This is a genomic window from Tildeniella sp. (assembly GCF_059505325.1).
In genome coordinates, this window is record NZ_JCACKI010000021.1 from 44,333 (window position 1) to 65,085 (window position 20,753).

General features: G+C 49.6%; 22 protein-coding genes. 18 read left to right on the forward strand and 4 right to left on the reverse strand.

Going from position 1 to position 20,753, the window contains the following annotated elements:
* The first annotated feature begins 700 nt into the window (after positions 1–700).
* The 4 genes from AC5JO6_RS08970 to AC5JO6_RS08985 all read left to right on the forward strand — a co-directional run bounded on the left by AC5JO6_RS08970 (position 701) and on the right by AC5JO6_RS08985 (position 4,420).
* On the forward strand, positions 701–829 hold the full coding sequence (locus AC5JO6_RS08970) for a hypothetical protein (protein ID WP_496080717.1): 129 nt from the start codon (positions 701–703) through the stop codon (positions 827–829).
* Between the two features lie 444 nt (positions 830–1,273).
* Positions 1,274–2,233, forward strand: a complete 960-nt coding sequence (locus tag AC5JO6_RS08975) for an isopenicillin N synthase family dioxygenase (protein WP_496080718.1) — start codon at positions 1,274–1,276, stop codon at positions 2,231–2,233.
* A gap of 127 nt (positions 2,234–2,360) precedes the next feature.
* Positions 2,361–3,152 carry a class I SAM-dependent methyltransferase gene (locus AC5JO6_RS08980; protein WP_496080719.1) on the forward strand — a complete coding sequence of 264 codons (792 nt, stop codon included), beginning with the start codon at positions 2,361–2,363 and terminating at the stop codon, positions 3,150–3,152.
* Between the two features lie 116 nt (positions 3,153–3,268).
* A complete protein-coding gene (locus tag AC5JO6_RS08985) occupies positions 3,269–4,420 on the forward strand; it encodes a sulfate ABC transporter substrate-binding protein (protein ID WP_496080720.1) in 1,152 nt (383 codons plus the stop codon).
* 274 nt (positions 4,421–4,694) lie between these two features.
* On the opposite strand, the gene AC5JO6_RS08990 is transcribed toward AC5JO6_RS08985, so the two are convergent.
* Complete coding sequence (locus AC5JO6_RS08990) at positions 4,695–4,931, reverse strand: hypothetical protein (protein ID WP_496080721.1); 237 nt, start codon at positions 4,929–4,931, stop codon at positions 4,695–4,697.
* A 572-nt stretch (positions 4,932–5,503) separates the two neighbouring features.
* Between AC5JO6_RS08990 and AC5JO6_RS08995 the strand changes: the two genes are divergently transcribed.
* Entirely contained in the window at positions 5,504–5,893 is a 390-nt protein-coding gene (locus AC5JO6_RS08995) for an AbrB family transcriptional regulator (protein ID WP_496080722.1), read from the forward strand.
* Positions 5,894–6,007: 114 nt separating this feature from the next.
* On the opposite strand, the gene AC5JO6_RS09000 is transcribed toward AC5JO6_RS08995, so the two are convergent.
* A complete protein-coding gene (locus tag AC5JO6_RS09000) occupies positions 6,008–7,933 on the reverse strand; it encodes a chloride channel protein (protein ID WP_496080723.1) in 1,926 nt (641 codons plus the stop codon).
* A 589-nt stretch (positions 7,934–8,522) separates the two neighbouring features.
* Here AC5JO6_RS09000 and AC5JO6_RS09005 point away from each other — a divergent pair.
* Complete coding sequence (locus tag AC5JO6_RS09005; RefSeq protein ID WP_496080724.1) at positions 8,523–8,762, forward strand: hypothetical protein; 240 nt, start codon at positions 8,523–8,525, stop codon at positions 8,760–8,762.
* 347 nt (positions 8,763–9,109) lie between these two features.
* Here AC5JO6_RS09005 and AC5JO6_RS09010 read toward each other — a convergent pair whose 3' ends face one another.
* Positions 9,110–9,499 carry an NDH complex assembly factor CRR9 gene (locus AC5JO6_RS09010; RefSeq protein ID WP_496080725.1) on the reverse strand — a complete coding sequence of 130 codons (390 nt, stop codon included), beginning with the start codon at positions 9,497–9,499 and terminating at the stop codon, positions 9,110–9,112.
* A gap of 82 nt (positions 9,500–9,581) precedes the next feature.
* Positions 9,582–10,235, reverse strand: coding sequence for an iron-sulfur cluster biosynthesis transcriptional regulator SufR (gene sufR, locus AC5JO6_RS09015; protein ID WP_496080726.1), 654 nt, complete (start codon positions 10,233–10,235; stop codon positions 9,582–9,584).
* Positions 10,236–10,478: 243 nt separating this feature from the next.
* Here sufR and AC5JO6_RS09020 point away from each other — a divergent pair, with 243 nt between their 5' ends.
* The 12 genes from AC5JO6_RS09020 to AC5JO6_RS09075 all read left to right on the forward strand — a co-directional run bounded on the left by AC5JO6_RS09020 (position 10,479) and on the right by AC5JO6_RS09075 (position 20,601).
* Positions 10,479–10,856, forward strand: a complete 378-nt coding sequence (locus AC5JO6_RS09020; protein ID WP_496080727.1) for a ferredoxin-thioredoxin reductase catalytic domain-containing protein — start codon at positions 10,479–10,481, stop codon at positions 10,854–10,856.
* Between the two features lie 58 nt (positions 10,857–10,914).
* On the forward strand, positions 10,915–12,351 hold the full coding sequence (gene sufB, locus AC5JO6_RS09025) for a Fe-S cluster assembly protein SufB (RefSeq protein ID WP_496080728.1): 1,437 nt from the start codon (positions 10,915–10,917) through the stop codon (positions 12,349–12,351).
* Between the two features lie 30 nt (positions 12,352–12,381).
* On the forward strand, positions 12,382–12,816 hold the full coding sequence (locus tag AC5JO6_RS09030; RefSeq protein ID WP_496080729.1) for an aspartyl protease family protein: 435 nt from the start codon (positions 12,382–12,384) through the stop codon (positions 12,814–12,816).
* Between the two features lie 23 nt (positions 12,817–12,839).
* Complete coding sequence (locus tag AC5JO6_RS09035; RefSeq protein WP_496080730.1) at positions 12,840–13,859, forward strand: hypothetical protein; 1,020 nt, start codon at positions 12,840–12,842, stop codon at positions 13,857–13,859.
* A 1-nt stretch (position 13,860) separates the two neighbouring features.
* Positions 13,861–14,481, forward strand: a complete 621-nt coding sequence (locus tag AC5JO6_RS09040) for a restriction endonuclease subunit R (protein ID WP_496080731.1) — start codon at positions 13,861–13,863, stop codon at positions 14,479–14,481.
* A 26-nt stretch (positions 14,482–14,507) separates the two neighbouring features.
* On the forward strand, positions 14,508–15,299 hold the full coding sequence (gene sufC, locus AC5JO6_RS09045; protein ID WP_496080732.1) for a Fe-S cluster assembly ATPase SufC: 792 nt from the start codon (positions 14,508–14,510) through the stop codon (positions 15,297–15,299).
* The gene (sufD, locus tag AC5JO6_RS09050) at positions 15,296–16,639 is read left to right on the forward strand and encodes a Fe-S cluster assembly protein SufD (RefSeq protein WP_496080733.1); all 1,344 of its coding nucleotides are present in this window, start codon (positions 15,296–15,298) and stop codon (positions 16,637–16,639) included. Before sufC ends, sufD begins: the two co-directional genes overlap by 4 nt.
* Before the next feature lie 160 nt (positions 16,640–16,799).
* Positions 16,800–18,062, forward strand: a complete 1,263-nt coding sequence (locus AC5JO6_RS09055; protein WP_496080734.1) for a SufS family cysteine desulfurase — start codon at positions 16,800–16,802, stop codon at positions 18,060–18,062.
* Between the two features lie 155 nt (positions 18,063–18,217).
* Positions 18,218–18,706, forward strand: coding sequence for a hypothetical protein (locus tag AC5JO6_RS09060; RefSeq protein ID WP_496080735.1), 489 nt, complete (start codon positions 18,218–18,220; stop codon positions 18,704–18,706).
* A 110-nt stretch (positions 18,707–18,816) separates the two neighbouring features.
* Entirely contained in the window at positions 18,817–19,290 is a 474-nt protein-coding gene (locus AC5JO6_RS09065; RefSeq protein ID WP_496080736.1) for a TspO/MBR family protein, read from the forward strand.
* 151 nt (positions 19,291–19,441) lie between these two features.
* Complete coding sequence (locus tag AC5JO6_RS09070) at positions 19,442–19,861, forward strand: peptidylprolyl isomerase (RefSeq protein ID WP_496080737.1); 420 nt, start codon at positions 19,442–19,444, stop codon at positions 19,859–19,861.
* A gap of 380 nt (positions 19,862–20,241) precedes the next feature.
* Positions 20,242–20,601 (forward strand): hypothetical protein, encoded by a 360-nt coding sequence (locus AC5JO6_RS09075; protein WP_496080738.1) that lies wholly within the window; start codon positions 20,242–20,244, stop codon positions 20,599–20,601.
* Positions 20,602–20,753 lie beyond the last annotated feature (152 nt).

A 20,753-nucleotide genomic window follows, 5' to 3' on the forward strand; every position in this document is an offset into this window, starting at 1 on the left:
AGGCTATAAGTTCAGCATTACAGGGGCGATCGCAAGAACTGTCTCAACCGCTCTAACGATAGAAGGTGTTGTCCTTACTTCCAGATTTGCTGTAGTAACCACAAGACTTGCTGTAGTTACTTCCGAACTTGCTGTAGTAACCTCCGAACTTATTGTAGTAACCACAAGACTTGTTGTAGTAACCACAGAACCTGTCGTGGTTACCTCCGGACATGTTGCCATTACATTTGCATGTCCTGTCCTAACCTCCGGACATATTGCCATTACATTTGCATGTGCTGTCGCTAGATATTCTTAAGCGCACCAAGATTGCACAAACACCTAACAGCGTCGATCGGGTTGACGACAGGAAGCCCAACATTCCCAACTCCCTAAAGAACAATGATCTAACTGGCTGGTTTTGCCCTTATTTATCCAATTCACTCAGCGTTTGAATGTCTGTAGATGTTGGGTTCTGTAAATTCAACTCAATCTATAGCGAGGGACGAGTGTACTGTAAACTTGTGGACTCGGTATGAGCTTGGCTATCGTGTTCTATTGAAGAGTCAGAAGAGCATACTCTCCCAATAGCTCAGAGGCATGTATGAGTGAAAATGCAAAGAACCAACTTCTAGAATTACTCAAAGATCTTGGATGCTGTGAGGATTGTGCTGTCTTTCAATCTACGCTTATATCTTTTCCTAATCTCCACCGTTCAACTGTGACAGTCAAGTTCCCTGATGGTCGCACAGTTCAGGGCATTGGTGAAGCGCAACGTAAATCTGATGCTGACATTGCAGCGGCACAGGCTGCCCTTGATCAAGTGCATAACGAGCATACAGATTCTTAATTCAATGGGGAGAGATAAACGTTGAAGCGCAGGCAGGCGACGCGCTGATTAAGCTAGGTGTTTATCTTTCAGCCGACCTAGAGAGTGCAGATGATAAATCGAAACGACTACAAAAATTGGAGTCTGATTCTCATCTTGAAGACGTATTCAACCGTTGGAAAGCTCAGGGTGATCCAGACCTAGCTATTTGGGGAACTAACTTAGGCAGAAAGCGAAAAGCTACATTAGTCGAAGCATTGCTATGGCAACGGTTCGGAAGTCGAGTTATTACTATCAATGCACCCGGACAACTTCGATCTCTACTGAAAACCTTGCTGTAAAATTTTGCAAGCTGCTTTCTGTACTTGCTTGAGTTCTGGTAGGTCTTGCAGTCTGTTCACTCGGCATATTGTTTAGACAGGATGCCACAATCTGGAGCTGCACTGATATAGGAGGCGATCGACCGTGACGTTTTCGCAGATTCCCGTGATCGATATCGGTGGTTTGAGATCGCACTCATTACGCGCTCGCCAAGCTGTAGCCGCCGATATTCGCCAAGCCAGCCACGAGGTTGGTTTCTTTTACATTGCGAATCATGGTGTTTCGGAGGACACGATCGCGGCAACCTTCGCTCAGACAAAACGCTTTTTTGACCAACCGTTAGCGCTGAAAAACGCGGTTTCCATCACGCAATCTTCGATTTCACGAGGCTACGAAGCGATCGGGCAACAGGCGCTCGATCAAACGCCTGATTTGAAAGAAGGGTACTACATCGGGGTCGAGCGGAAAGCCGACGACCCGCTAGTGCTGGCTGGAATACCGAATCATGGCGCGAATCAATGGGCGACAAATTTACCAGGATGGCAGGCGCATTTTGAAGCATACTTCGACATGATGCAAACGCTCTCTGCTCAACTGATGGCGGCACTGGCACTGTCGCTGGATCTCGATGAACACTACTTCGATGTCATGATTGACAACCCCATGTCCATCTTGCGCCTGCTGCACTATCCACCACACCCGATTGATGCAATGGCAAACCAACTTGGCTGTGGCGCACATACCGATTGGGGATGCATTACAATCCTGCTGCAAGACAATGCGGGCGGGTTAGAAGTCTGCAATGCTGATGGCGGTTGGATTCATGCTGATCCCATTCCAGGCACGTTTGTGATCAATCTGGGCGATATGATGGCACGTTGGACGAACGATTATTATCAGTCTACGCCGCACCGAGTCCTGAACCGATCAGGCAAAGAGCGCTATTCCATCCCCTTCTTTTTTGACCCAAACTATCATGCACTGGTGGATTGTCTACCCACCTGCTACGGAGCAGAAAATCTGCCCAAGTATGCGCCGCTTACCGCTGGAGAACACATTATGGCAATGTATCACCAAACTTATCAAGCGACGGCAACCGCTTGAGGGGCTGAGTCAAGTGCTAGTGGTAGCATTCTGGACGCAGATTCATTCAGCTAACTACTCGCCTGACAGCTAAACATGGTGTGCTGCGCTTTAAGCTAGAAGCCAGAGACTGTGAGGCAACATAGCCATGTATCCAGACGATCGCATACCGCTACACCAAATGAGTCCCCTAAGCCGCTTTTGCGATCGTGCTGAGGATTATGCCAAATACAGACCCAGCTACCCCACAGAAGCGATCACGGCTATACTTGCCGAGTTAGGTGAGCCATCACACTTAACGGCTGCGGATATTGGAGCTGGTACGGGCATTTCGGCACGGTTGCTGGCTGATCGAGGTCTTCGTGTCTGGGCGATCGAACCCAATGCTGCTATGCAACAAGCAGCTCTCCCACATCCACACGTGACGTTTCAAGTAGGCACCGCAGAAGAGACGGGCTTAGCAACAGCATCGATCGATGTCGTGACGTGCTTTCAGTCGTTTCACTGGTTTGAGCCAGCCAGAAGTTTGACAGAGTTCCGCCGCCTTTTGCGAGCCTCTGGTCGGTTAGCGTTGGTTTGGAACGATCGTGACCAGGACGATCCGTTTACGGCTCAATACACTCAGCTCATTCGCACTGCTTCTGATGAGCATCCAGCTGAGACCCGCCACGTACAGACGCTGGCATCCCAGTCACTGGCATCCAGTCTGCTATTCCAGAACGTTCGCCATCGTCAGTTTCGTTACTGCCAGTCTGTTAATCTGCAAACGCTGATTGGGCGCGTCAGAAGTACGTCTTACCTGCCCCAAACAGGTGCAATCTATGAGCAGCTCGTTGCTGACATTACCCAACTGCATGAGCGATGGATCGAGGAGGCAGGCGCGATCCATCTTGTACATCGCACGATCGTCTTTATCGCTGAACCAGTTAAATTCCCGTAATCCGATGCGCTAACGTGGGTTTATATTGTGTTTGCTGACATTTCTTTGTATGATTAGTCGTTGTTGAACAAGCTACACTATTCCGACTGACTAACCGCATATTAAGGAGACATGGCATGACCGTTCGGCAGCCTAAGCCCAATCCTCTGGGTACGTTGATTCACCAATTCACCAACAAATTCAAGTTTGCTTCCTTCAAGCAGTTTATCTCTCTCATGGTTGTGGGCGTTGTGCTCAGTGTTGCGATCGCTGCCTGCTCGTCTGGCAATAACGCTTCAGCTCCTGGTACCTCTGGTAGCGCCAGTCCCGTTGCCGATCAAAAAAAGGATGTTGAACTGACGCTCGTTGCTTATGCCATCCCCAAAGCCGCCCACGATGCCATTATTCCGAAGTTTGTCGAAAAATGGAAGGCAGAACATGGTGGTCAAACTGTCACTTTTAAGCAAAGCTATGGTGGTTCTGGGACTCAAACTCGCGCCATTATCGATGGTCTGGAAGCAGATATCGCACATTTGGCAATCGGAGCGGATACCGAAAAGCTGGTCAAAGCAGGCTTTGTGAGTCCCGACTGGACGACAAAAGTGCCTAACAACGGGATTGTGGCAAAATCGGTGGTGGCGATCGTAACCCGCGAAGGCAATCCTAAAAATATCAAGACGTTTACAGATTTGACCAGAGATGACGTAAAGTGGATTACCGCGAACCCCAAAACGTCCGGCGGTGCCCGCTGGAACTTCCTTGCACTTTGGGATTACGGATTGAAAACCACTAAGGATGAGGCTAAAACCAAGGAGTTTGTGACTAAAGCGTTCAAGAATGTTGCCGTGCTGGCAAAAGATGCGCGTGAATCGACGGACTCTTTTGTGAAGCAAGGTCAAGGCGATGCATTGCTGAACTACGAAAACGAAATCATTCTGGCTCAAAGTAAGGGTGAGAAGGCGGAATACGTGGTGCCTGACATCAATGTGTCGATCGATATCCCCATTGCCGTTGTGGACAAAAACGTCGATAAGCATGGCACTCGTGAAGCTGCTGAAGGGTTCGTGAAATACCTGTTCACTCCAGAAGCACAGGCAGAGTTCGTGAAGCAAGGCTATCGACCGCTTGATGCCGACACTGCAAAAACGAAGGAAAATGCCGCTAAATTCCCACCCGTAAAAACGTTAGGAACCATCAAAGACTACGGCGGTTGGAGCGACTTTCAGAAGAAGTTCTTTGAAGACGGTGCCGTTTTTGACCAGATCGAAGAAACGGTTGGCAAAAAGTAGCCGTTTTAAGGCACAAGGCACAAGGCAGGAGGCAGAAGGAAAGCCACAGTTGGCTTGTTTTTGCCTCCTGCCTTTTCATATCTATTGTTCCACTCAAGTAGAAACTGCTAGAGTGCGGCTTAATCGGGCAGTGATTTGAACAATGAGGTTACTGCTTGAATGCCAACGAGCAGCCTTGGAGTGTCTGCTGCCTCGCTCACCAATGGTTGTAGGATTGCCTGCAGGTGTTTCAATTAGCGTTCTAGATCGCTTTCATAGTCGCCTGCCAGTTTGCTCAAATCTCTCCAGCTTGCCCGTCTTTTCGCCTGTATAAAGCTTTTGCAGTGCCAGCGGTGGCATTCCAATCAGGCTCTGATCCAATCATTGCCCTGCCGAAGTGTGACGAGACGCGATCGCCACACTTTTTTGCAATTTCATCTCCAGTAACGTGCGATCGCAGCCACTTCAGCGCTTGCAGAATGGGTACACCACAACACAACGGTAGCTCCAGTTTGGCGTGTCTATCACGCAAGCGCTGAAGCGCCTCTACCAACGGTCAAACGATCGCTGGATCTAGCCTTGAGTAGCGGACTTGACCGTATAGCACATGCATTCTCGTTGCCAGAGTGAAGTGAGAAGCCTGTTGATCAAAACTAGAGAACGTGTAGGGAGCATGTCACCTTTGCGCCCTCACCCTTTTCTTGTATGCCGCAAGGCTTTAAGCCCTCTCCCCAAGGAGAGGGACTTTGAGGCTGGCTCCCTTCTCCTTGGGGAGAAGGGCTGGGGATGAGGGCAAAGGCAGCAACTTGCGAAAGTGACATGCTCCCGAACGTGTAGAGATAATTCCGAAGGGGGTTATTTGATTGCAGCCAGCACTCGTATGCTTTCGATAGTTACTGTCAGTGGATCAGTGTCGGTAGTCATCAGCAACGGTGCGCCTTCACTCTTACAGAAAATAGCTGAATAAATTAGCAGTTGGAACAGTAGAAAAACCATAGGGACGGTGTACTATGATCTGATAGGCAGGAGCGAAGTTAAAGCGTTTACCTTCTGGCAAATGTCAGTGAATCTGAAATCCACTCCATATAATTCCGAGCTAAGTTGATGAGTAAAAAGAAAAAAATTGAGCCTCTTACAGGTGAAGCGCTGCTCAAAAAAGTGAAAGAGTTAGAGCATCACAGCAAGGAAGAAAAAGCGCGGGAGTGCGGCTACTACACAGTGACAAAAAACGGTGTAGAGCGTGTCAACATGATGAAGTTCCTGAATGCGTTGATTGACGCTGAAGGGATCGAGCTTGACGGCAAGCAAAACGCAAACGGTCGTGGTGGTCGTAGTGCGAGCTATCGGATTAGTGTTCAGTCTAATGGCAACCTCCTGATTGGCTCTGCTTATACAAAGCAGATGGAACTAAAGCCCGGTGATGAGTTTGAAATCTCCTTAGGGCGTAAGCATATTCATCTCAAGCAACTTGACCAACTGGATGAAGACGCATAAATGGAAACGATCGATTGGATGACCGTTTTGCCTGCTGGGTTGGCGATCGCCATCTTTGTTGGCGGCTTACTGATGATGTTCAGCAATATTTGGACCATTCGTAATAAGTAATCGCTAGACAGGCGCTTGCGCTTGAGGTAAATTTAACGGCTCCGTTGCAAGCGGCGCTTCTAGGTAAGGACGAAGTGATTGCTGCATCAGTGTCAAGCTGCACACCAGGGTGATTTTTTCCCGCTCTAATAGACCTAAAATATGGTGCGGGTCGTTGCGATCGACAACGGGTAGCTGCCGCAATCCTCGCATAGACATACGCATCAAAGCGTTATGGATTGATTCGTCTTCGTATGCACAAAGCAAATCTTTCGTGCAGATAGCGTCCAGAGTTTGCAGCACTGGGCTAGGGCTAAGGGCATCAATTGGCACGTGCGTATGAAGGTGCGCTTCCCAACGAGAAATAAAGCGATGGATGTCCTGTAACGTCACAATGCCAACCAATTGCTCAGCGGCATTGACAACTAGGGCGCTACGAGACTGGTTTTGGGTCATCGCCAAGCCTGCTTGCAAAACCGATAGCGAACCAGGTAACGCCAGAACGTTTTGATGCATCGCCTGCAACACAGAAAGCTGGTGCAATACTTCTGAATCCTGATCAGGTTGTAGCGGTAGCCCCGTTGATTGAGCCGCTGCCCCGCTGGGCGCGATCGGCTGGAGACGGTCAGCCAGCCAGACGCTCAAGCCCACAGCCGCCATCAGTGGCAAAATAATGCGGTAGTCACGGGTCAACTCAAACAGCAGTAAAATGGCTGTTAAGGGTGCCCGGGCACTCGCTGCCAGCACTGCTGCCATACCCACCATCGCATAAGCAGGCGGAGCCGCAATACCACCGGGCGCGATCGGCAGCACGATCGCCATTACTTTGCCATAAGCTGCACCGAGAGAGGCACCAAGGAACATAGCTGGCGCAAACAAGCCGCCTACCAGCCCGCTACCTAAACTCACCGCTGTCATCGTCAGCTTCGCCACCAGGAGACTGAGCAACAGCGGCAGCGAAAATTGCACATCCCGTAGCATCGCTTCCACCGTCTCGTAGCCAATGCCTAACACTTGGGGAAATTGCAGCGCGACAATGCCAACGCACAAACCACCGATCACGGGACGCAGGGCTACTGGCACCCGACCCATCCAGCCCAGCCTGGGAGCTTTCCCGTCAAAAAACTGTTGTGCCATCTGAATCGACTGCGTGTACGCGATCGACACCAAACTAGCAAAGAGTCCCAGTCCAAGATATAGCGGCAGTTCCAGCGGGCTGCGAACTTCATAGCTAGGCAGCGTAAAGGGGGGTTGTCCACCCAACCCAATTTGAGCGATCAATGCAGCAACCACAGCCGACAGCAGCACTACACTGACAGCAGACGTTGCGAACGTGGCACCCAAAACTACTTCTAAGGCAAAAAAGACACCCGCGATCGGTGCATTAAAGCCAGCCGCCAACCCAGCCGCTGCCCCGGCTCCTAGCAACAGCCGCTGGCGTTCCTTCGACATTTGCAGCGCCTGTCCAATCAGGACCCCAATATTGGCACCGATCTCAACGCTTGGACCTTCAGGACCCAGCGAGGCACCTGTGCCCAGCGACACTGAGGCGGCAACCGCTTTCGCACTCGCCCGCAATGGTGAAATGCTACCGAGACCTTGCGCGGCTGCAATCAGCGCTGAGAGACTGGGACCAAAATCCTGGAGCAGCCAGCGCATGATCCCCACGACCAGTCCGCCCAAGACAGGAATACAGGCAAAAGTCCAGAAGCCCAGAGGCGCAATGACCCCCATGACCTCTTCTAGCATGAAGCTACGAAGATGCTGAATGAGATAATGAAAAAGGACAACAGCGCACCCTGTACTGCTACCAATGACCAGCGCTAGCAGCAGTACAAGCGTTTCAGGTGCAGGCTGAAGGCGGTTAAGTGTACTGGTTAGCAATAGAGAAGATGGCTGAAAGCTTGTTGTTGGGGAAGTCGGAGCATCAGGGGGAGGGCTGGCGATCATCAGATAGCAGGACTAGCTATAGAATACGATTTGACTTTTATGACTGATGTTCTTATTTTCACTCATTTTTCACGCCAAGCCTTTCAAGGTTAAAAAATCAAACAGGATCGCTGGAAGGGTTCTCAACCCGGCTTAACGCAGGTTACACTAGGCGAGGCAATCGCTGCATCCAAGTGGCGCTAAGCGCGATCGTCATTGCGGATCTACAGGTAACGACAATAGAGCCGCAATAACGCTAGGACTGATCTCTCAAATACCTGCGATAGGCTTATTTTGATCACATATACACTCTCAAAAAACGCGTACAGTGTACATGGAGGATGTTTCTGGTTAGTCAAAAGTTGAATTGATGAACTGTGATGCGCAGATTTTTCAAGGTCTCGACCGCCAAGTTAACTAGTCAGATTAGTTAAGTAAGCTTCCACAACAGTAAATGACTGAGATGAATGCTCATACATTTGATAACGCTCCTCCTGTGTGTCCAATTTGTCATCGCGCTGGTGTCATCAAGCCTCACAAACTCCTTAAAGGGTTGCTTACCTGCCAAAATTGCCGTGAGCGACTAGTTGTTAGCTGGAGCGGTCACTATGTGCGTGATCCTTTCACTCTTAATCGCATCGCTACAGGTCAGATGCTGCGTCGTGAAAGCCGCCCTCTTGCACGTATCCAGCGCGATTTTAAGTCAGTCGTTCCGTCAATGATGTGGATGGCTTTGGGTAGCGCGATTTTTGTGGGCACGGCGGTATTTCTTATACAGAACGTGCCCATAAAGCACAAGACTTTGCCCCAACCGACTTCAACACCTATTGAAGTCAAGCGATCGCCCTAGGGCGCGTCATTAATTCAGCTCCAAAACATTGGTATCAGCATGATCGCGCCCGCCCCAACACATGAGGCTAGGGGCTGGAACCTTTGTTGCAAGTCATGTGTAGTTGTAATTGATGACAGCCCCTAGCATTCAGTCAGTTTCTTGCTAGGGCAGCATTCTGTGGCTTTGCTATGAACCAAAAAGCTTGTAGCGGTTCTCGTTTGAGTGCGATACACGTTCTCAGGTTTTAATGCAGACGGCAGAAGGAAACCAGTGCTCCTCTTTGTTTCTGCCCTCTACCTTTTGCCTCTTCGCCACTATACTTCACCTGGTTGGGAGCCACTATAATCTGAATCTGAGACATCACTCTAGCGGTCTGGATTCGTTTTGCCCAAGGTTAACTTCGCTTGCTGCTCAAACCAGACAATGACTTGAGCAACGGTGAGTGCCTCGATCGATACCCCAGCTATTTGAGCGGACTGTTTCAAGGGTTTGAATGAGGCAAGCACTAATTGTGCAAAAAACTGTCGAAACTCGCGATCGGTGCCCGTCTGCAAACTTTCGTCTTGATAGACCCAGTCCTCAATCTGGTACGGTTCTAGTTGCGTAATCGTGATCCCAGTTTCTTGGGCGATTTGCTTGAGCGATCGCAGGGCATAAATCGCCACTCGCGCCGAAAATTTCTCCCGCGAAGTTAACAGCGCCTTGTCAACTTCAGCACATTCGTCAGGCGTTAAAAATTCCGTAGATGGTTGCATAGAAGCTCTCAGCGATCAGCAGTCAGCGATTAGCGTAGATGAGCAGAAGACACAGTAACAGCAGGCGTTTGATCGCCGAGCGCTACTTGGGCTGGATCAAATAGCCGCAGCGGTGTTCACCATTCACGAGCCAATGGGTGCGTTCAACGGTGCAACCCAGCGCTACTGCAAACATTTCCAGCTCATGCCCGCAAACGCTAGGAAACGATTCGGCAATATGGGAAATGGCGCAGTTATATTCCGTCAAAATAAAACGGGTGCCTTCGCTAGTGACGACTCCGTTTGCGTCGATCGCATGGCACTCAGCCATGTAGCCCTCAGCACGACGCAATTCTACAAGTTGATGCACACGATTTTTGAGTGAACCATTGCCAATGCGATCGCGGTACTCCATTGCCTTGCGTTCCCACTGTTTCCGCAAGATCGAACCCATTTGATCGGCACCTACCGTTGCTGCCAGCGTATCTAATAGCGAAACGGCAAAGTCATCGTAGCGATCGGGAAAGCGATCGCGCCCAGCTTGACTGAGTGCATAGCTGTAGTTAGGGCGACCCATCCCCGTCTGTAATACTTGATGGACAATCAATCCATCAGCTTCCAAATCTTTCAAGTGTCGTCGAATGCCCTGTGAACTGATGTGTAACCGTTCAGCCAACTCTTGCGCTGTTGACTGTCCTTGCTTGAGCAAGTGGTGCAGGATATCCTGCTTTGTAGAGGGTTGTTGGACAGTTGTCATTCTTTTCCCAGCGGTAAAGCTGACAGCTAGATTCACCTAGGTTTGCACAGGGTAGCGATCGTTTCAGAAATAGCAACTCTGCATCAACCTAAATGCGCGATCGCATTCTATTAAAGCGTACTAAATTTAAGACAATCTCGACTTTAGCAACAACGTTGTTGCTAAAGTACTTTACAATGTAGTTAAGCAACATCTATGTTGTTTTAATTATAGAATCGATCTGTCGTCTTGTCGCGCTGCCTCATGAACTCAGAGACTCAACCCCCAAAAGCTGCCCAATCTACCGACAAAAGCCTCGAAGCGATGAGGCACTTTTCCATCACCTACGCAAAGCGGACTGGCACCTACTTTTGTGTCGATCCTGGGGTGACAGCCGTAGTGATTGAAGGCTTGGCAAAGCACAAGGATGATTTAGGTTCGCCCCTTTGTCCCTGTCGTCATTACGAAGATAAGGCGGCTGAGGTTGAAGCGGCTTACTGGAACTGTCCCTGTGTGCCCATGCGTGAACGCAAAGAGTGCCATTGCCTGCTATTTCTCACGCCTGACCATGACTTTGCAGGCGATCAGCAAGACATTACCTTCGACGAAATTAGAACGGTAACGAATCAGCAACATGCCTGATCGTTCTGCCCATTGCTTTTACTACTCGATCCCCTACGTAGACTAGAGAACACTGCTCATGAGTCCAACTGTTCAAAACTTAGTTAACCAGCCCTACAAGTACGGCTTCGTGACTGACATTGAGTCCGATGCGATTCCGCGTGGGCTGAGCGAAGATGTCGTGCGGCTGATTTCGGCAAAGAAAGAAGAGCCGCCGTTCATGCTGGAGTTTCGGCTGAAGGCATACCGTCAATGGTTGAAAATGACGGAGCCAAACTGGCAGAATGCAAGCTACCCGGCGATCGACTACCAAAACATCGTCTACTACTCTGCACCCAAGCTCAAGGAGAAGAAGAAGAGCCTCGAAGAAGTCGATCCTGAACTACTGGACACCTTCGAGAAGTTGGGTATTTCGCTCTCTGAACAAAAGCGCCTCACGAATGTGGCAGTGGATGCCATTTTTGACAGCGTTTCGATCGCCACCACCTTCAAAGAAAAATTAGCCGAAGACGGTGTCATCTTCTGCTCGTTTGCCGAAGCCGTACAAGAGCATCCTGAACTGATCCAGAAGTATCTTGGCAGCGTCGTTCCTGCTGGCGATAATTTCTTTGCGGCACTCAATTCCGCGGTCTTCAGCGATGGTTCCTTCGTCTACATTCCTAGAGGCACTAAATGCCCGATGGAGCTTTCTACCTACTTCCGCATCAACAACGGCGATTCGGGTCAATTTGAACGGACGCTGATTGTTGCCGAAGAAGGCAGTTCCGTGAGCTACCTGGAAGGCTGTACCGCGCCAATGTTCGACACCAATCAGCTTCACGCCGCTGTGGTGGAACTGGTCGCATTAGACAATGCCGACATCAAATACTCCACCGTGCAGAATTGGTATGCAGGCGATGCCAACGGCAAAGGCGGCATCTATAACTTCGTGACCAAGCGTGGGTTATGTCAGGGCGTAAACTCTAAGATCTCCTGGACACAGGTAGAAACGGGTTCTGCCATCACATGGAAGTACCCCAGTTGTGTGCTGGTCGGCGATAACTCGGTGGGCGAATTCTACTCCGTCGCGCTGACGAACCATCACCAGCAGGCGGATACGGGTACGAAGATGGTGCACATTGGCAAGAACACCCGCAGCACCATTATTTCCAAAGGCATTTCGGCGGGACAGTCGAAAAATAGCTATCGCGGCTTGGTCAAAATTGGTCCGAAGGCAACGGGCGCACGGAACTATTCGCAGTGCGATTCTATGCTGATTGGCGATAATGCCCAGGCGAATACCTTCCCCTACATCCAGGTGCAGAACAACAAAGGCAAGGTAGAACACGAAGCGTCCACGTCCAAAATTGGCGAAGACCAGTTGTTTTACTTCTCCCAGCGCGGCATCTCCTCCGAAGACGCAATCTCTATGATGATTAGCGGCTTTTGCAAAGATGTGTTCAACCAGTTGCCGATGGAGTTTGCCGTAGAAGCCGATCGCCTCCTCAGCCTCAAGCTTGAAGGCAGCGTCGGGTAAGGGAACGTCCTTTTGGAAGGAACTCAACCAATGGCATTCGCAAGCATGGGTTTAGTATTTGCTGAGATTGAACTGCTCAGTGGCGATGATTTAGCCTTTTTTCGGCGCGGTCGTCTTCAAGTGGATCAGATACATCGCTGTACAGTTCGGGCAATGGTGGATAGCGGTGCGACCATGCTTACAATTCCAGAATTTGTCAAGCAACAATTGGATTTGCAAAAAGTAACTGAGCTTGAAGCAGAATTGGCAGACAGATCAGCATCAACCTTTGAAGTGGTCGGTCCAGTTGAAGTGAGATTTCAGAATCGGCGCACTAGCGTTGAGGCATTAGTGGTTCCAAACTCCAGGACTGTTTTATTAGGAGCGATGCCAATGGAAGGGATGGACGTATTAGTTGATCCAAAACGCGAACGTTTAATCGTGAATCCTGAAAGCCCCAATGTTGCCCGCATGATGTTGATGTAAGTTTCTTTTTAACGCTCTATCTAATGCCTAACCCACTGTTTTCGCGCTACAGCCAAGGGGAAAATCGCGTTACCGCAAGTATTCTTGCAGTATTTGAGCGAATTTCTTTTGCATTGGTAGAGCGCATCTTGCAGATCTTGTGTGAAGAGCCAAATCTGCCTCTGTTGGTGATCAAGAATCAGATTAAGTCTGATAAATCAATTCCTGATGGCGCAATACAAGCCTCATTTCCCTATTTAATCGAAACAAAAGTCGTTCAGAATTCAGTTGTGAAGAAGCAACTGGAAGACCATTTAGAAGCCTTAAAACTGTCTAATTTTTACAAAAAAAAGCTGCTTGTTCTGACACCGGATTATGAGACACCTGTAGTGATTAAGGAGTTGAATTCGGATTTGATTGTCTGGGCAAGTTTTAACGCTCTCAATGATGCGATCGCTGAAATCACTGCTACAGACGAATCATGGCTAACGTCAGACTTGCCGCTTCCCAGTGAACAGGAGCGCTTCTTGCTCCGTGAACTGGTACAAATGCTACTGGCTGAAAGATTGATCAACAGTGGCAAGTCTGATGCAGTTCTGATTGTTCCAGCCAGATCAGCAATTCAGGACTATCGAAGCTTTTCAGTTTACGTTTGCCAGCCCAACCGCTCGTTTCAGCCTGTTGAATATATCGGCTTTTATCACGGCGGCGTGATCGATCAATACATTCCTAAGATCATTGGCAAACCGATTGAAGATGTTACTTTAACAGAAGAAGCGATTGAAGAGGCTCAACTTTCGTTAGAAACGAAGCAGGATCTGCTTCAATTGGTTAAGCAGCTTAAAAAACACAGCAGCTCTAGATATGGTGTCAAATTAAAGGTGTTTTTCCTATCTTCTCCCACTTCGCCAGATACAATTAAGCTGACACAAGCTATAAAAAACGACCTTAAGAATGAGGCGGGTAGACCCTACGCTTTTACTCAAGGTCAACGATATGTGCCGCTGTCAGCCTTGCGGAAAAATCCAGCCACTACCACAGAGTTGTTGATGCGGGGCGAATGAAATGGTTCAAACCTTACAAGCTAGAAACGTCACTCTACGCCACTTAATTGATAATTTTGGGCTTCAGCTTATTCGTGATGAGCAATTTTTTCGAGAGTGGCAAGATGTATTGCCTGACATTACCGATGCAGAGAAGCAATTTCTGGATAAGGTACAAGAAGGGTATTTCAATTTGATTGACCACCCACCTTTGTTAGAGAAAGCAGTTCAAATTGCGATTCTTGGTCCCGTTTTGTTCGTTGCTAATTTCTTCTTGCCGCCCTTTCATATTCAAGCCGAAAGATCAGTTGAAATTTCTGCCGAAGATGAGGGCATAACTATTCGGGGGCAAGCAGATCTGATTCTCTTGAAAGAGCAGCTATGGGTAATGGCGATCGAATCGAAGGAAGCGTCTTTCTCGATCGAAGCAGGTCTTGCCCAATTGTTGGCGTATATGCTGGCAAATCCTCACCCAAGCAAGCCTAGTTTTGGTTTGATCGTCACGGGAGGTAGCTTCATGTTTGTCAAGCTAGTTCAAGGCAATGTGAGTCAGTATGCAATTTCTAGGATCTTTGAAATTCGTAATCCTGGAAATGATCTCTACAGTGTTGTGGCAATTTTGAAGCATATTGGACAACTGTAAAAAATATTTGTGAGAGAGGCTAAAACGTGATTCGTGACGATAGTGAAGTAATTCTTTCAGTGCGAAATCTGACCGCTGAAGTGGATGGGATTCAGATCCTCAAAGGATTGAATCTGGAAGTCAAAGCGGGTGAAATTCACGCGATTATGGGACCCAATGGCTCTGGTAAAAGCACCTTTTCTAAAGTGCTGGCGGGTCATCCTGATTACACCGTGACAGGTGGAGAAATCCACTTTCAGGGCAAAAATCTGCTGGAATTAGAGGCAGAAGAACGAGCACGATCGGGTATTTTTCTCGCCTTTCAATACCCCATTGAAATTCCGGGTGTCAGCAACTTAGATTTCTTGCGCGTGGCGTACAATTCCAAACGCAAACATCAGGGCTTAGAAGAACTGGATGCCTTCGATTTTGATGATCTGGTTAAGCAAAAGCTGGATATCGTCAAAATGGATCCCGCATTTCTCAGCCGTAGCTTGAATGAAGGCTTTTCGGGTGGTGAGAAAAAGCGCAACGAAATTCTGCAGATGGCGATGCTGGAGCCGACGCTTGGCATTCTGGATGAAACCGATTCGGGTCTGGACATTGATGCACTCAAGATTGTGTCGAATGGGGTGAATCAATTGGCGAATGCGGAAAATGCGATCGTCCTCATCACCCACTACCAGCGCCTGCTCGACTACATCACTCCCGATTATGTCCACGTCATGGAAGGCGGACGCATTCTCACCACAGGCGGCAAAGAACTGGCGCTAGAGCTGGAAGCGCGTGGCTACGACTGGGTACGCGAAGAGGAAGCAGCGGAGGTCGGTGCACGATGACGATTCAATCAACCGTGTCCGATATTGTGGTCGGTAATGGTAAGGCTAAGAACGATCGCGCTGCATCTCTCCAGCAACTATTAAGTTTGCGTCCCGCCCTGGATGAGTCGGTGATCTGGATGAAAGAGATTCGCGATCGTGCCACTGCCAGAGTGCAAGAACTCGCAATTCCGTCCACCCGTGACGAAGAATGGCGCTTTACCGATCTATCAGATCTTTTGCAAATTCGCTTTCAGGCAGGCAGTAAGCAAGCGCCCACCCTGAGCTTTGACGCGATCCAGCCGTTCATTCTGCCAGAAGCGGTCAGTAGTCGCCTAGTTTTTGTGGATGGACAGTACGATCCGGCGTTGTCGAGTGTAGATGACTTGCCCGATGGTGTGATGGTCACAAGTCTCGCGGCTGGTGCAGAACTCCTGAGCGACTTGCCAAACTACCTAGCGAAACAGCAGGGTTCAGAAGAAACCTTCACGGCGCTGAATACTGCCAGCTTGACGGATGGTGCAGTTGTTTGGGTGCAAAAAAATCAGGCGATCGCATCACCCATCCAAATTCTGTACCTTTCAACCGCAACACAGCCCACGATCGCTCATCCTCGCTGCATTGTGATTGCGGAATCAGGTAGCAAGCTAACGCTTGTTGAAGAGTATGTGACGCTTTACGACGGTGCTTATTTCGCTAATCCCGTGACAGAAATTTGGGTTGGTGAAAATGCTGAAGTGAACCATACTCGCATCCAGCGTGATAGCGCCGAAGCATTTCATATTGGCAAAACCGCTGTTTCGCAAGCGAGGGATTCTCGCTATACCTGCAATGCCGTGAGCCTCGGTGCAAAACTCTCGCGCCACAATTTAGAGGTTCATCACACTGGAGAGCAGACTGAAACAACGTTGCACGGCTTGACGATCATCAATGGTGAGCAGGTAGCCGATACGCACAGCACGATCGCCTATACCCATCCCCACGGCAGCAGCAATCAGATTCATAAGTGCATTGTGGACGATCGCGCTCATGCTATCTTCAATGGCAAAGTCTACGTCCCTAAAGCCGCTCAACTGACTGATGCAAAGCAACTCAGCAGCAATCTGTTGCTGTCACCGAAAGCACGAGTCGATACCAAACCCCAACTCGAAATCACGGCTGACAATGTGAAGTGTACCCACGGCGCAACCGTTAGCCAGCTCGACAGCGATGAAGTCTTTTACCTGCAAAGTCGTGGCATCGACGAAGACAGCGCTCGTAAATTGTTGACCTACGCCTTTGCGTATGAGGTCATTCGTGAAATTCCCGTTGCGTCGCTGAGAGAGAAATTGGCGGCGATCGTGCGTGAACAGCAAGCGTGAAGTGAAGAAGGCAGGAGGCAGAAGGCAGAGGGCAGAAGGTAAAAGGTAAAAACTGCTAGCTGTCTCAACTAAAAACCTTCATCCTTGTAGCTTTTCATCCTTCAGCCTTTATCCTTTAGCCTTTCATCCTTCATTCTTCATCCCTTATCCTTCTCTTGCTATGACCCTCATTCAAACCAAGCCCCTTGCTGCTGGAGTTCGCGCTGATTTTCCGATTCTGAACGAACAGATTCACGATAAGCCGTTGGTGTATCTGGATAATGCGGCGACTTCACAAAAGCCGATCGCGGTGCTCAACGCCCTCCGCCATTACTACGAACACGACAACGCTAACGTGCATCGGGGTGTGCATACCCTGAGTTCACGGGCAACGGATGCCTATGAAGGAGCACGGGATAAGGTCGCGGCGTTTGTGAATGCGGCATCGCGGCAAGAGATTGTCTACACCCGCAATGCGAGTGAGGCGATTAATCTGGTTGCCTATGCGTGGGGGAATGCCAATGTGACGCAGGGCGATGAAATCATCCTCTCGGTGATGGAGCACCACAGCAACCTGATCCCCTGGCAACTGCTGGCACAGCGATCGGGTGCAGTGCTGAAGTTCGTTGAGCTAACGGAAGCTGAAGAATTTGATCTAGACCACTTCAAGTCACTGCTGTCGAATAAAACGAAGCTGGTTTCGGTGGTGCATGTGTCTAACACGTTGGGCTGCATTAACCCGGTGAAAGAAATTTGTGCGATCGCCCACCAGTACGGTGCAAAAGTGCTCATTGATGCCTGCCAGAGCGTCCCCCACATGGCGATCGACGTACAAGATATCGACTGCGATTGGCTGGTAGCCTCTGGGCATAAGATGTGCGCCCCAACGGGGATCGGTTTTCTCTACGGCAAATTGGCTCTCCTCCGCTCTATGCCTCCCTTTCTGGGTGGTGGCGAGATGATTGCGGATGTGTTTTTAGATCATGCGACCTACGCAGATCTGCCTCACAAATTTGAAGCGGGAACACCTGCCATTGCCGAGGCGATCGCGCTGGGTGCCGCAGTGGATTATTTAAGCGCGATCGGCATGGATACCATTCATGCTTACGAAGAAGAGCTGACTGGCTACCTGTTCCAGCAGTTGCAACAAATTCCTGCATTCAGGCTGTATGGTCCTAAACCGAATGCCGATGGGAGCGGACGGGCAGCGCTGGCAGCGTTCACGGCTGGTGATGTGCATCCCCACGACCTCTCGACGATTCTGGATCAGGCAGGCGTGGCGATTCGGGCTGGACATCACTGCACCCAACCCTTGCATCGGCACATCGGGGCACAGTCCACTGCACGAGCAAGCCTCTACTTTTACAACACGCGTGAAGAGATTGATGTATTCATTGTGTCGTTGAAAGAAGCCGTCGAGTTCTTTGGCAGTATTTTTGGCTAACGCTGAGCAAAACCTCACGCAATCTTCGCGGTTTCTACGGATTTTCACTTGCTGGTCAGTATTGTGTTGTGTGACACTTGGCTTGTATTCGCTCTTGCCCCCGTGTGAATACGGCTTTTCGCATCCAGTTCATACACCTTTTCTGGAAAACCTCAGTGAAAACCGTCATTCGCGATCGCCTTGAAGCTAAGGCAACGAGGAAGGCAACTTTTTTTACCCGCAGGTATGCCTGTTTGTTCGCAGGTGCTTGTATTCTGACGATTGCGATCGCGCACCATGCAAAGAGCAAGGTTTCGCAATGCAATCAGTTGGTGGCGATCGTTAACGAAGCGGCTGAAGCACAGCCGGATGCGCTAGGGCTATCGATCGCCGACGATAACCGCCGCTTGTTAAAGACAGCGATCAAGCTCAATGGCTATGCTGATCAGCTGGAACTGATGGAATTTGCTAACCCGCATATTCAGGCGTTTCAGTCGCAGTTTATGCAGTTGTATCGCGATACCAGTAAAGCAAGCGGTCAAGTAGTAACTGCGCCTGTCAACAACTTAAAAGTTGTCAGTCAGGTGAATCGGATGTTGATTGAAACGCAGGCTCGTGAAGGCGCGTTAGTGCAAGAAGTAAATCAGTACTGCCAAGCTGAATGATGCTGCTCACGATCGCACCAAGGACAGATTGAGTTATTTCCCTGTCCTGACATAATTGGTGAATCTGCACTGCGATGTGTAGACACCCTGCCTGTGGAGTATCGAAAAGTATGCTTAAGTCCTGGATGGTGATTGGAGGAGTAACGTTCTTAATCGCGTTTGCCAGCAGCATTCTGCGACCTAAAGATGTCAAATGGTTTGCACGGCTACAACGACCACGTTGGCTGACCTTTGAGGCACTGATTCCAATCATTTGGACGATCATTCTAATCTGTGGAGCTTGGTCAGCTTACATGGTGTGGGAACGCGACCCTGGTAGTGACAAGACTTGGTTTCTCATGGGAGCGTATGCGCTGCTAGAAGTGGCGATCGTCCTGTATTCTCCTGCAACACTTTGGTTACGAAGCTTAAAGGCTGGCACGATCGTTGGTGGTGTTGGTGTCGTGATTGGGTTGCTTTTGACTCTCGCCGTTTGGCAAGTCTCAGGTTGGGCAGCGCTACTGTTGGTGCCGTACCTTCTGTGGGGTCCGATCGGCACGTATACCACGTGGGCAATGGACAAACTCAACCCTGAGTCTGCGTGAGTGGTACCGCTCCTCACCAGATGCAGCTACAGACCCCAAGGCGCAGACTCACAAGGATTTTTCAGATCAAAGACTGTAAGGCGCATCTAGCGTTAGGATCTTAGATGGACTTTTCTCAACTAACGACCGCACGCCGGACTAAGGAGATATCATGACCCGCGCCATTATGGAAACTGAAAAGGGTACTATTCATCTCGATTTATTCGATGCCGATGCACCGAATACTGTCAAAAACTTTGTCGATCTTTCTGAGAAAGGCTTCTACAACGGGCTAACCTTCCATCGCGTCATTCCCGACTTTATGGTGCAGGGAGGCTGTCCGCTAGGCACAGGCACAGGTGGACCAGGCTACAAAATTAAGGATGAGCTTAACCACAATAAGCACCTTGCTGGCACACTATCGATGGCTCATGCAGGTGCAAACACAGGCGGCAGTCAATTCTTTATTTGCCATTCTCCTCAATCGCATCTGGACGGTGTACATACAACCTTTGGTCAAACTCAGGATATGGATGTGGTGAATGCTCTCCGCAAGGGTGACAAGATCATTTCAGTCAAGATTGAAAAGTAGCGATCGCAATTAAATCACATGGCTAGTGCAGCAATACTCCCGATCGCCCTTAACAGCAGGAGAATTGCTGCATTCTTTTCTTAACGTGATGTGCAACGAAGTTTGCCCTCATTCCCACGCTTCTCTTCAGGTAGAAAGGCTTTCGGGCGTTTCCGGTTCCCTCTCCTGCTGGGATAGGGCTAAGGTAATGGCGGTCTCAGCAGGTATTTTAGGAAAGTTGCATATCGCGTACGTCATTGAAGCCTCATTCCTAAGGAACCAAAGTTAGCCGACGCAAACTATCGAAGCGCGAGAGCTATTATTGATTTGTCCTGGACGATCGCACCGTACGGTCAGGTTTCCACCGTCCAGGAGTGAGAAAATCCTGTGAGTGAAGCCGTATGCATGACCTGGAACCATTTGAGAACCAAGACTTTAAGCGTCTTCAGCTCTTTCTATACCTCGTTCCTGTCGTAGGCTTCTTCCCAGCGCTCTGGACGCTCTACCGAGGGCACGGCACACGGCAACAGAAGAATCTGAGTCGTCTTGTAGTGACACTGGCACTGGGTTGGCTCGTGGGCTATATGCTGTTAGGCGCAGGCGCAAATGCTTCTGAGTCGCTGTCTCTGCCGCTCTTGATCACGAGTAGCTTGTTCACCTCTGGTTACTTTTTGGTGAATCTCTGGTTGATGGTGCAACTGTGGCGGCGCAAAGCGTTGCGGTTGCCGATCGTGAGTAAATTGGGCGATCGCTTGCCTTGAGGAATTAGCGGTCAGCGGTCAGCGGTTAGCGGTCAGCGGTCAGCGGTCAGCGGTCAGTGGTTAGGAGAGCTTGTTGGTTGCCATCGTTAAAGGCTAAAAGCTGAAAGCTGAAAGCTAAAAGCTGAAAGCTAAAAGCTGAAAGCTGAGAGCTG